The sequence below is a fragment of the Photobacterium obscurum genome, assembly GCF_026191635.1.
Classification (GTDB): domain Bacteria; phylum Pseudomonadota; class Gammaproteobacteria; order Enterobacterales; family Vibrionaceae; genus Photobacterium; species Photobacterium obscurum.
Genome location: NZ_JAKRRW010000018.1, coordinates 47,346 through 59,904 on the forward strand (window position 1 = coordinate 47,346; position 12,559 = coordinate 59,904).

General features: G+C 45.6%; 9 protein-coding genes. 2 read left to right on the forward strand and 7 right to left on the reverse strand.

The window, feature by feature from the left end; translation table 11 throughout:
- Nucleotides 1–39: 39 nt before the first annotated feature.
- Both MD588_RS19145 and fabA read left to right on the forward strand, forming a co-directional pair.
- Nucleotides 40–1,788 carry a Lon protease family protein gene (locus MD588_RS19145; protein WP_265699245.1) on the forward strand — a complete coding sequence of 583 codons (1,749 nt, stop codon included), beginning with the start codon at nt 40–42 and terminating at the stop codon, nt 1,786–1,788.
- A gap of 69 nt (nt 1,789–1,857) precedes the next feature.
- The gene (gene fabA / locus MD588_RS19150; protein ID WP_265699246.1) at nt 1,858–2,373 is read left to right on the forward strand and encodes a bifunctional 3-hydroxydecanoyl-ACP dehydratase/trans-2-decenoyl-ACP isomerase; all 516 of its coding nucleotides are present in this window, start codon (nt 1,858–1,860) and stop codon (nt 2,371–2,373) included.
- Between the two features lie 194 nt (nt 2,374–2,567).
- Here fabA and rmf read toward each other — a convergent pair whose 3' ends face one another.
- The 7 genes from rmf to pyrD form a co-directional block, all read right to left on the reverse strand.
- Nucleotides 2,568–2,741 carry a ribosome modulation factor gene (gene rmf / locus MD588_RS19155; RefSeq protein WP_075767993.1) on the reverse strand — a complete coding sequence of 58 codons (174 nt, stop codon included), beginning with the start codon at nt 2,739–2,741 and terminating at the stop codon, nt 2,568–2,570.
- Nucleotides 2,742–2,913: 172 nt separating this feature from the next.
- Complete coding sequence (locus tag MD588_RS19160) at nt 2,914–4,995, reverse strand: DUF3466 family protein (RefSeq protein WP_265699247.1); 2,082 nt, start codon at nt 4,993–4,995, stop codon at nt 2,914–2,916.
- A complete protein-coding gene (gene uup, locus MD588_RS19165) occupies nt 4,995–6,920 on the reverse strand; it encodes an ATP-binding cassette ATPase Uup (protein WP_265699248.1) in 1,926 nt (641 codons plus the stop codon). The genes MD588_RS19160 and uup overlap by 1 nt, the downstream gene beginning before the upstream one ends.
- The gene (locus tag MD588_RS19170) at nt 6,907–7,155 is read right to left on the reverse strand and encodes a glutaredoxin family protein (RefSeq protein WP_265699249.1); all 249 of its coding nucleotides are present in this window, start codon (nt 7,153–7,155) and stop codon (nt 6,907–6,909) included. Before MD588_RS19170 ends, uup begins: the two co-directional genes overlap by 14 nt.
- Nucleotides 7,156–9,294 (reverse strand): bifunctional 23S rRNA (guanine(2069)-N(7))-methyltransferase RlmK/23S rRNA (guanine(2445)-N(2))-methyltransferase RlmL, encoded by a 2,139-nt coding sequence (gene rlmKL / locus MD588_RS19175; RefSeq protein ID WP_265699250.1) that lies wholly within the window; start codon nt 9,292–9,294, stop codon nt 7,156–7,158.
- Nucleotides 9,295–10,477: 1,183 nt separating this feature from the next.
- Nucleotides 10,478–11,020, reverse strand: a complete 543-nt coding sequence (locus MD588_RS19180; RefSeq protein WP_265699252.1) for a cell division protein ZapC — start codon at nt 11,018–11,020, stop codon at nt 10,478–10,480.
- A 247-nt stretch (nt 11,021–11,267) separates the two neighbouring features.
- Nucleotides 11,268–12,278, reverse strand: a complete 1,011-nt coding sequence (gene pyrD / locus MD588_RS19185) for a quinone-dependent dihydroorotate dehydrogenase (protein WP_265699254.1) — start codon at nt 12,276–12,278, stop codon at nt 11,268–11,270.
- Between the last annotated feature and the right edge of the window lie 281 nt (nt 12,279–12,559).

A 12,559-nucleotide genomic window follows, 5' to 3' on the forward strand; every position in this document is an offset into this window, starting at 1 on the left:
TGCTGTCCTTTTCACAGTAACGAAAGAAAGCTCAAGCCCATGCATGAAGAATCCTGGCGTACGATGACTCCAGACTACTCAAAGTTTCAAACTATTCTAGAGCAATACGACGATCTCTCTCCCGCTCTAACCGGTACATTACAAGATCGTCTGACGGATGCCGTACGCCGGTTCACCTCTGTTGAACTTCAGCCACGTGTTCTTCGCATTACTGCGCCTGATAACAAAGTCTACCGCGATTATGTGGTAGACCTGCTAACCCAATACGATGCACAACACCGTCAAAGGAAGTCAGTACAGAAGAATCCTGGAGCGGAGATCGCCCAGCCGGACGAAACTACTGATGCAAGTGTCATTATCGTTGGTGAAAACGTCACAGAACAAAGTTTGTTTGGTGCCGTTTACCCACCGCTCGATGATGGCAAAATCAGCAAGCAGCAAGTTAAGCATGGCCTCGTTCATCAGGCAAACAACGGCTATCTTGTTTTGTCTGTTACCAGCATCTTGAGTAACCCTAGCCTATGGCCTCGACTCAAAAGCGTGTTGATGAACGGCGAGCTAGAATGGCAGGCCGCCTATAAAAAAACGTTATACCCACTGCCACCAGCAGAACAACTCAATGTGAAGCTGGTATTGATTGGCGATCGCTACCTGATGGCCGAGCTGGAGAATGCAGAACCAGATATCTCGTCAGGTTTTTCTATGTATGGTGAGTTTGAACAAGATCTTATTATTAATGATAAGAGCTTGCCGCTATACCTGTCGTACCTGAAAGCCATTACACACAGCGCCTCACTGCCTGAGCTGGCAGATAGCAAAGCGCTCGAAGTTGTATTAAAGACTGGCGCCCGCCATGCAGAAGATCAAACGCGTGTGCCGCTTTGTCCAATCTGGCACCAGAACCTGCTTTGTGAAGCGGCAATAGAGTCTCAGGGCCAGAAAATCACAGAACAGCACCTGAAAGATTCTTTGAAAGCCCGTGCATACCGCGAATCTTATCTGCCTGAGCGTGCAATTGAAGATATTCATCACGGCCAGGTAGTAATTAACTGCCAAGGTGAAGAAATTGGTCAGGTCAATGGCCTGACAGTCGTTGAAGTACCCGGTCACCCTTGTGCATACGGAGAGCCCGCTCGTATTTCCTGTGTCGTGCATTTTGGTGATGGTGATATCTCTGATGTCGAGCGCAAAGCTGATCTTGGCGGTAATATCCATGCCAAAGGCATGATGATCATGCAAGCGTTCGTAAGTACCGCGCTTGATTTAGACCAGCCGCTACCGTACTCGGCCTCGATTGTATTTGAACAGTCATACTGCGAAGTAGATGGCGACAGTGCCTCACTGGCAGAACTCTGCTCTTTAGTCTCAGCTTTAGCCATGCAGCCAATTAATCAGCAAATAGCTATCACTGGTGCCGTTGACCAATTTGGTCGTGTACAGGCCGTAGGTGGTATCAATGAGAAGATTGAAGGTTTCTTCAAGGTCTGTGCTTTCCGTGGCCTGACCGGTCAACAAGGGGTTATCCTACCGAAAACAAATCAGGGCAACCTGTGTCTCAACGATGAGGTGTTAGAAGCCATTCGGGCCGGTAAATTCCACCTGTGGGCTGTAGAAAGCGTCGATGATGCGCTACCTTTATTAACAGGTAAAGCTTTCCGTGGCGATGAAGGCGACTCCGAAACGCTGCTAGCAAAAATTGCAGAGCGAATTGACCACTTCCACCATGGCGAACATGAGTGTCATATCAGTTGGTTAACACGCATCCGCAACTGGTTTGTCCAGAACTGATCCGAGTTGTTTGGCGTACAGGTGTAAGCTAAATTGCCCTCATACTTTTCAAGGAGCTTAATAAGTCTGATGAAACGCCAGCAATCTTATAATTACGAAGAACTAGTTGCATGTGGTAAAGGCGAACTACACGGTCCATCTTTCCCATCCTTGCCATCTGACAACATGTTGATGATTGACCGTATCGTTGAAATCAATGACGAAGGTGGTGAACACGGTAAAGGCTTCATCCACGCAGAGTTGGATATCAACCCAGATCTATGGTTCTTTGACTGTCACTTTAAAGGTGACCCTGTAATGCCAGGCTGCCTTGGCCTTGATGCAATGTGGCAGCTAGTTGGTTTCTTCCTTGGTTGGGCCGGCGGCGAAGGCAAAGGTCGTGCTCTTGGTGTAGGTGAAGTGAAGTTCACAGGCCAAATTCTTCCTGAAGCGAGGAAAGTGACTTATGAAATCCAACTGAAGCGCGTGATTAACCGTAAACTGATCATGGGCGTTGCTGACGGTCGTGTGCTTGTTGACGGAAAAGAAATCTACGTAGCAAAAGATTTGAAAGTGGGTCTGTTCAAAGATACTTCTACTTTCTAATCGCTATACCAAATATGATATTAAAAGGTCGCTCCGGCGGCCTTTTTGCTGTCATGAGAATAAAAGCCGCATCTACGTCACAGTGTCACCACCCTGCTCTTTTTCAATAACCTAGCAGTAATTTTCGATGGGTCTAAATGGACAAAAGCCCCTTCTCCTGCAAGGGGCTCAATAAGGGTGATATGAAGGGAGTGTTATTTATAAAGGCCGGTCTGCCGTTCTTCTCTTGCTTCTCGCCAGCCACCAAGCCAATTAGTACGGGCATCCGGAGATTGATACGGACATTCTTCACTGGAACGACCATTGATACCTGCTTTATAGCCTTGAGCCTGTGCGCGTTCCAAACGATCCCGCTTTTGTCTCTTCATAAGTTCGATCCTCATCCTTATCAGATTTTTCTCATTACATGTTTCATAATGATGGAGTTTGTGTGACTCCACTTATAAGAATTAGCCAAACGGCTCTATTGATCAACCCTAGAAACAACTCAGGCTCACAAATTGTGAGCCTGAGTAAAAAACGAACAACTTTGACAAAAATTTACTTACGTCTTCTGAAACCAATAAAACCCAGAAGTGTCAAAGCAAACATGCCAAACGAGGCACCACTACGCTCGATACTTGATTCCTCTGATTGACGCGTCTCAATCGTACCATCAGGGATAGGAATTAGCTTAACAGCAACAACCTTTTCATCCGTTCCACACTGAGACTCTTTGGTATTATCCTCATAGCCACCGGCACACTTGAACGCTGTTGCCGAAATAACACCGGCATCATTGATACCTGTTGCCTTAGCGATACGGAAATGGTTGTTATCAGCACTAAAGTCACCGCCATTGGTCAAATCGTCAAGCATCCACGCTTTGTTTCCTTTCAAAGGTGAGCTTGGAATATCTCCACCTGCCATGTAGGTAAACGCACGTTGACGACGCTGACGACCGCTGACTTGGTTGACGATTTCTGAATCCACCCAGCCAACAAGCTGATCGCTATTGTTGATAGATGCAGCAAATCCGTTTGACCCTTTAAAGAAGATAGTCGAATCAATCGTAGTATCTAGCTTGGTTAGCTTATCAGCGGCATTGTCATACACAAACATTGTTTCTGCATATGAGCGGTTATCAGAGTTAATACTCTTGGTAAATCCGATGACCTTACTATTGGCATTGATATCCGTCGCCATTGAGAAACGGAGCTTACGATCACTGCTCCTCTCTATATCCAGACCCGGGATAATCTTGCGTTCCCACTGCTCTGAATCAACGCTAAAGCCTGATTTAGGCGTATAGATAGCCGCACGAATCGCGTAATAGTCACCATTAGCAATATTAATAGAGCTATTATCGATAGAGTCTGTCGAGAAACCGGCAATAACTGGCTCACCATCAACTAATGCCACAGCACGTGCCGATGCCTGGAAAGAACGTTCTTGGGAGCCATCAGGATCTAGCGCCGCGTACGTCGAACCATTTTTATCCTTTCTCTCAGCCAGGAACTTAGCATTCGATGACACCGCACCGGCGCTATCAACTGTCCAGAAAACAGCATCACTAGCAAAAACGGAGAACTGGCACTCCCATGCCGAATAGAGGTTGGTCAGGTTATCAGCCGTTGTCGGGCAGTCTTCAAACACACTATTGCTAAACGACAGGCGATCTTTTGATTCGCTGTCTGACGGTAACTTATCGCTATCAGAAAACTTACTCGGGCTAAATGACGAACTACCCACTACAAGTAACTGTGTCGTTCCAGAACCATCATCATATTCGACCGCATCCCACGCTAACGTCTGGCCCATGTTGGTAACCAGCGGATCGGTGGTATCAACAGGATCCAACGCAGAATTAACGCTAGCCGCATTCACAAAGCCACGCTTGTTAAACTGACGGGCATAACGGTTGTTACTTTCAAAAAATGCCGAACTGGTGATACCTAACTGGTAATCACTACCAGAAAACTGGCCGATATTATTCACAACACCGTTGGTTGTTTCGTGCGTTGATACTTTGGTGCCCAACGCCGCCACTGCCGCCGCATCATAAGCTGACGCATCTTCGGCAAATGTTGTTACTCGTGACAACGATCCAGCACTTGCCTCTGTCAGAGGAAACGCATTCGAATAGTAGTTTTCATTCCATGCAACCTGCTCACGGTGCAAACCACCAAAACCTGTTCCGTCCACACGATCACGATCGTTATAACCCAAGCCATAATAATTAGTGTAAGCCCAATCATCACAGGTGTTGAAGCCTAGGTTACTGGTACAGTAAGAACGAAGACTAAAATAGTCGTTAACATCCTGGCGATTATCAGCAATGAAAGGTATTTCATCACGATAATTAATCCCGTCCGTGCCTAAACGACTTTCACCAAAAATGGCGTAGCTATCAGCACTACAGCTTTGCGTGAAACAATTTTCTGATCCTGAACTCGCCACACCCTGAGCATAAAACTCGACACGTTCCTGAACATCAGACGTGTTTTTATTGTAATACTGAAGTGAACCTACGCCACTACTCGTACCATCAACTTCAACAACCTGATAAACCGCAGCATTTGCCTGGGTTGCACTGGCGATAAGCACCGCCAGTGTAGATAACTTTAACGTCTTATGTTGCATTAGGATTCCTTTTGCATTGCCTCTAGCTCTTCCCAACGCTCAAATGCCTGTTCAAACTCTTCCTCCGCTTTTGCCAAGCGGTGCAAGGTCGCCTCAGTATCATTTTTCACATCCTGGAAGAATGCAGGATCATTAATTTGCTCCTGCAGTTCAGCAATTTCGTTTTCCAGTTCTTCAATTCGTAGCGGCAGATCTTCAAGCTCTTTCTGAAGCTTGTATGACAGCTTCTTGCCTGAGCGAGAGCGCGTTGCCTGACGCTGTTTATTCTCATCTTTCTTTTTAGCAGCTTCAATTTGAGCCGCCTGCTCCTTCGCTCTTTGAGACAGCGAATTAGCACGTTGTTCCTGGGCGTCGTGGTAGCCGCCAACATACTCGTCAATGACACCGTTGCCTTCGAATAGCCAACTCGTTGTTGCTGTATTATCAACAAATTGACGATCGTGACTGACTAATAACAACGTACCCTGATAGTTGGCAAGTATTTCTTCCAAAAGTTCCAACGTTTCGATATCTAAATCGTTAGTTGGTTCATCGAGTACCAATAAATTATTAGGTTTAAGGAATAATTTCGCCAGCAACAAGCGGTTCTTCTCACCACCAGACAGTGCTTTAACCGGTGTGCGGGCACGGCGCGGATGGAACAAGAAGTCTTGAAGATAACCCAGTGCATGACGGGTTCGGCCATTGACTGTCACTTCCTGCTTACCGTCGGCCAGGTTGTCCATCACTGTCTTTTCAGGATCAAGCACTTCACGGTACTGGTCAAAGTAAGCCACTTCGATCTTAGTACCGCAATGGAAGTGACCCTGTGACGCCTCAAGCTTCCCAAGCATCAACTTCAACAAGGTACTCTTACCACAGCCGTTAGGCCCGATAAGCGCAATACGATCACCACGCATCACATTGAAGCTGAAATCATTGATTATCGGCTTGTCACCGTAGCTATATGAAATGTGCTCGGCTTCGAAAACAATCTTGCCAGAGCGCTTCGCTTCCTGAAGCTGCATGTCGGCTTTACCAACCACTTCGCGACGTTCGCTGCGTTCACGACGTAACTGCTTCAGCGCACGTACACGCCCTTCATTACGGGTACGACGCGCTTTAATGCCCTGACGGATCCAGACTTCTTCCTGCGCCAACTTCTTATCAAACTCGGCATTCTGCTCGGCTTCGACGCGTAGCATTTCTTCTTTCGCATCCAGGTACTTATCATAATCACCCGGGAAAGACGCCAGCTTGCCGCGATCCAAATCGATAATTCGGGTCGACATAGATCGGATAAACGCACGGTCGTGAGAAATAAATACGATAGAACCTCGGAACTCTTTCAGGAAGCCTTCCAGCCATTCAATGGTGGAAACGTCCAGGTGGTTCGTTGGCTCATCAAGTAACAGAATATCGGGATCACATACCAGTGCACGCGCTAGTGCCGCTTTACGTTGCCAACCACCAGAAAGGTCTTTAAGAAGCGTATTTGGCTCAAGCTGAAGGTGCTCAAGCACTGAGGCAATTTTATTGTCAAACTGCCAAGCATTTGCATGGTCAATTTTGCTCTGGGCACGAGCCAGTTTGTTAATATTCGACTCTGACGGATCATTGGTAATAAGATCCAGCAGGTGGTGGTATTCTCGCAACACCTGACCGATTTCCGCCAAGCCTTCTGCGACATAGTCGAAGACCGTCCCTTCCGCATTACGAGGTGGATCCTGTTCAAGGCGCGATACCTTAAGCTCTGACTGACGCTGGATGCTACCGTCATCAAGCAAAACTTCACCGTCGATCACTTTCATCAACGTTGATTTACCTGCACCATTTCGACCAACCAAACAAACACGTTCATTTGGCTGAAGGATAAATTCTGCGCCATCAAGTAATGCGTGATCGCCATACGCTAATTGCGCGTTGCTAATTTTAATTAATGCCATTGCTGTTTAACCATGCTGCAAGCTCGGTGGCGTCAAATGGCCAGCCAAGTTCAGAGATTGAATCGGGATGTTTAATTGAAAGCACGGGTATGGTGACGCCGTAACGTGAAAAGAGCGCGTCATCAAAGGCGATATCCACCACTTGAACGCGCTCTTCTACACCCGCTGCAATGAGCAGGCTATAAGCCTGCTCACAGAGGTGGCATCCTTGCGTGCTATATAGCGTAATTAGCACCTAGTCTTCCTTATGTGTAATGATCCAACAGTTGTGGATTTGCTTGTTGCGGGCAAAGTCCATCGGAAGTGTTTTATCAGAAATGTTCTTGGCCTGAAGGCCCAACGCTTCCAACTTGTCGAAATCCATTTTGAAGTGACGCTTATTGTTAGAGAAAACAATCTGCCCTTCAGGACGAAGCATACGCTTCAGGTTTTCCATCAGCATAATGTGATCACGCTGTACGTCAAAACTCTGGTTCATACGCTTTGAGTTAGAGAATGTTGGCGGATCAATGAAGATCAGATCAAAATTCTCATCAACTTCCTGCAGCCATTGCAGGCAATCAGCCTGAACAAACTGGTGCTGTCGGCCAACCTGACCATTCAGCTCCATATTTTCCTGGGCCCAGCGTAGGTAGGTATTGGACATATCAACCGTTGTCGTTGATTTCGCGCCACCACACGCCGCATGAACAGACGCAGAACCGGTATAGGCAAACAGGTTTAGGAAATCCTTGCCCTTTGCCATCTCACCCAACTTGCGACGAGTGACTCGGTGGTCAAGGAACAAACCTGTATCAAGGTAATCATAAAGATTCACTTTCAGCTGTACGCCATACTCGTTCACCGTCATGTTACGCTCTGCACTTGATAGTTTCTGGTACTGGCTCTTACCCTTCTGGCGCTCACGTACCTTCAGGATCACTTTGCTGTTATCAACACCGGTAACCTGAATCGTTGCACGTAGGATATCCATAATACGGCGGCGTGCTGTTTCTTCCGGAACAGACTTAGGCGCAGCATACTCCTGGATAACCAGGTAGTCATTATACTGGTCAATCGCGGCATTGTAGTTAGGCAGATCGGCATCGTAGATACGGTAGCACTCGACACCTTCTTTCTTCGCCCACTTCTTCAGCTTGGTGATATTCTTCTTCAAGCGGTTGGCAAAGTCTGGAGCAACTTGAGTTTCCTCAAGCTTGCCTTCTTTCTCACCTTCTACCTGCTTAACTGCACCACCAGTGATAAGGTAGTTCTTTAGCACACAATCTAATGCGCCGTTACGCAGCTTGAACTGTTTATCGGCACGCATACGCAGACAGCTAAGCAACTCGCTGGATGCCGAATAGATAGCCGCTGTCGAACCCGCAAATGCCAGTTTCAGACGGTTACCCAGCTCGCTATATAACGAAATAAGCTCAGGGGTCGTGCCCAAACGCTCACCATATGGCGGGTTACAGATGATTACGCCGTTCTCAAACCCTTCCGGACACGTTAACTGCGTTGCATCACCGTATTCAAAATCGATAAGATCTTTAACGCCAGCACGGCCAGCATTGTCACGGGCAATACTTAGCACACGACGATCCATTTCACGGCCAAAGAACTTGGTTTCGACTTTTGACGGGCCACGGCGTGCTTTAACTTTCGCTTCGGCATGAATCTCAAGCCAAGATTCCTTATCGAAATCCTTAATTGACTCAAAGCCCCAACGCTTACGTTTAATACCCGGAGCGATATCGGCCGCCATCAGCGCCGCTTCAATCAGCAACGTACCAGAACCACACATTGGGTCTAGTAGCGGTTTGTCTTTCGTCCAGCCACTCTTGATAACTAAGGCTGCCGCATGCGTTTCACGCAACGGCGCTCGACCAGCATCGGTTCGATAACCACGTTGGTGTAAACCACTACCGGCCATATCAAGGCCCAAAACACCCTTCTCACCAGAAAGACGCATATGGATTCGCAGTTCAGGACGCTCACGGTCAATACTTGGTCGACGTAAATCAGCTTTAGTGAAGCGGTCAACAATCGCATCTTTCACTTTCATAGCGCCGTATTGGCTATTGCGGATCTCACGGTTGGTACCATTGAAATCAACAATAATACGTGTATCGCTACTAAAATAATTTGGCCAGTTAATCGCTGTGGCACCTAGATATAGGTCCATATCATCGCGGACGTTAAACTCACTCAGTACCTGAATGATGCGTGACGATATACGTGTCCACAAACAACAGCGGTAAGCGGTTGCCTGCTCGGCTTTAAAGCGTACGCCAGCGTGGACAACTTGGATCTGTTGTGCTCCAAGTTGTTCTAATTCTTCTGCAAGGAGGTTCTCAAGACCTCGGGAGGTGATAGCTAGATATTGATTCATGGAATTCTTTTCGCACTTATGTTGCCGAGAATTATAACCGAAAACAGTGTAAATACCTCGTTCTAAAGGCTGACTTTACGGTTATTTAGCCAAAAAAACGCCAAAAAAAGCGGAGTAATCTAGCGCAGTGATTTCATCCCATCATCAATAGAGAAAAACTGTCTTCTTTTTATGCAATTTATCCCTCACCGCAAGTTCAACTTCATCCCCCATTTTCACTCATGAGAGTAACTGCAAGCTGGAAATATTCGCTACTAATGCCTAGCAAGCTAAACAAACACCCATTATCCACTCACGTGAACAATGGGTGTGGACAGTCCTTCAAATTCAATTGTTGATTTCCGTACACAATGTCATAGCAAGCACTTACACCCACATCAAACACTGTTTCCACACAAAAACAAACTATTTATACTGCTGATTTAAAAGGAATTTACCTCGTAAGGCATGATGCAACATTAGGAAATAATGCAGATAATGCCAGTGGGTACTTGCTAATCCGCTGGTTATTATCCTTACTGGCCAATACCGAATGACAAGCTCAAATCCTACTCTTTCCTAACTGGAAATTATTGCCTAATGGGAAAGAAAAGGGATGTAATTCAGTTTCTTTAATGGGGAAAAAGAGGAAGATCGTTAAAGGTTTGCATTTGTTTCTGCATTTAAAACTAGTGTTTTTTTGCTTTTAATTCGCAAAAATAGGCAAAAAAAAATTGCTAATTTTTTATTTTTTTCCGATTAAAATCACTTATTTCGCTCAAGAATCACCCTACTTAGCCACAATAAATAAAGGGGCTTCGTCAAACAACGCATAAGGCTGCCCTTTCCATAACAGGTTCATTCCACGCTTAGATCGAGAAAACCTTCTCTCTGGTACAGCGACACCTTTTTACCAACACTTACTTTATGAGCTCGCGACTTGATTTGGAATGAACACAACCTATAACCACAGATAATAACTGATGCTGATCAGCGTGGCCGTTAAGCAGACTTAGAAGAAAATAAGATTTAAGAGAGATGGCAGATAAATGCTCGAAAAGGAGCCTCGGGGCTGTTCTTAATATATAGAGAGGTATTTACGAGGGAAGAGCGTACAGAAAGCGTAATAGACATCTTAATAATTGGGATATAGAGCGCTCAGAGCAACTCTGGAAGGTGTTGAGCATACTTTTGTGGTGGACTTTTACCCTACCAAAGCAAAATTCAATGGCAGCTCTTCCTGCTTGAACTCCTGCATGCGGTCATTCATCACCTTAATGGTGTCACAAAAGGCCATATCTTTGCTTGAAGTCAGCGCCAGAGGCTCAACCTCTGCCATCATACACAAGCTGGCACAACCGCTGTTCTCGATAACAAGGTATTTTGCAGAACCACACTCCGTATGTAATGTGACGATGTCACCCTTTTCCGGTTCACAGTCAGCCTCTTGCGTCTCGAAAAACCAACTCTTAGGCATCATCGGCTTATGGAAACGGCTGGCAGCGACAGCATTTAAGGTCAGTTCGGCTTTACGGGGTTCAGAGAGGTCAAGCTGATCAATCTTCTCTTTGTAGCTTTGGAAAATACTTGCATCATCCACAGTAAAGACAGTTCGATCATAAGCGGAAGTGACAAGATGTTTGGTAGGTATGGATACGCGGAAAACCATTTCCTCCCCTAGATCTAGCATCAGGGAGTCATCCTTTGAGTCGTAATACCACATCCATGAATTATTCGGCTTCAACACGTAATTACTCCAAAATCAGTTCTTTATACTGCTTATCCAACGATTTAGAAAAAACTTTAGGAGAATTTTACTGTGACTACATTAAAAGAAAAGGGGAAATAAATTTCACTTCAAGACAATAGCTTAGTGTAAATTTGACAAGATCAGCGCTGTAACGCTATTGCAATATAAAGCATAAATAAAAAAGTACCTGTCAGGCATAACCCTAACAGGTACTTTCAAGTCATTTTCTGATCTATTTTATCGCTTAGATATTAGTGACAATATCTTTGACCAGTTTAGGGCCATGGTAAATGAAACCAGAGTAGATCTGCACTAGTTGTGCACCAGCGATCATCTTTTCACGCGCTGCTACTGCTGAGTCAATGCCTCCTACCCCTATAATTGGTAGAGCACCATCCAGTTCTTCAGCTAAGCGCCGAATGACTTCCGTACTGCGATTCTGCAACGGACGGCCACTCAAACCACCGGCTTCATCGCAGTGAGGCATGTTTTTGACTAAGCTACGATCCAGTGTGGTGTTGGTGCCGATCACCCCATCAATCTCGTTGCGGATCAATGATTGCGCAATCTGTACAATCTCTTGATCTTCAAGATCTGGCGCGATCTTCAGTGCTAGAGGTACGTATTTACCGTGTTTTTCAGCTAACTCTTTTTGTTTACGCTTAAGCTGTAACAGTAAATCATCTAATGCTTCACCGTATTGAAGCGTGCGAAGCCCTGGTGTATTTGGTGAAGAAATATTTACCGCAATATAACCAGCATACTGATACACTTTTTCCATGCAGATAAGGTAGTCTTCGGCGCCCTTCTCTACAGGTGTGTCTTTGTTTTTACCGATATTAATTCCGATGACACCATCAAACTTGGCTTTCTTAACATTCTCAACCAGGTTATCAACACCCAGGTTATTAAAACCAAAGCGGTTAATAATCCCTTCAGCCGGAATCACACGAAACAGACGTGGTTTATCATTACCCGGTTGTGGACGAGGTGTTACAGTGCCGACCTCAACAAAGCCAAAGCCCATCGCACCAAAAGCATCAATGCATTCACCGTTTTTATCTAGACCGGCAGCCAGTCCAACAGGATTTTTGAATTTAATGCCCATTACTTCAACGGGACGATCAGGAACATATTGACGATAGAAGAGATCGAGAGGAGTGCCAGTAAAGCGAGAAAAGTTCTGAATAGCTAGATCATGTGCTTTTTCAGCGTCAAGCTTGAAAATAGCAGATCGAGCGAGGCGGTAAATCATTGTACCTCCTTAAAAAAGCCCCGTATAAACGGGAGTACATTATTCACAGATTGCCCTTCCAATTCAAATGATATTTTAGAGATTATGACTGAAAAACAGTGACTTCCTTGGTTAACAAGGGATTAGCAGCCAAAAATAATTTTCTGATACCACATCAAATGCAAACGATTTCGTTTTTGTGTTCAAAAAGCAATCAGTACTTTCTATGTAATTTGTCACGAAACTCTTTCAACCAAAACGTAGCCAACCCTACACTCCTTGATTGAAAAAAGGCCACTAGG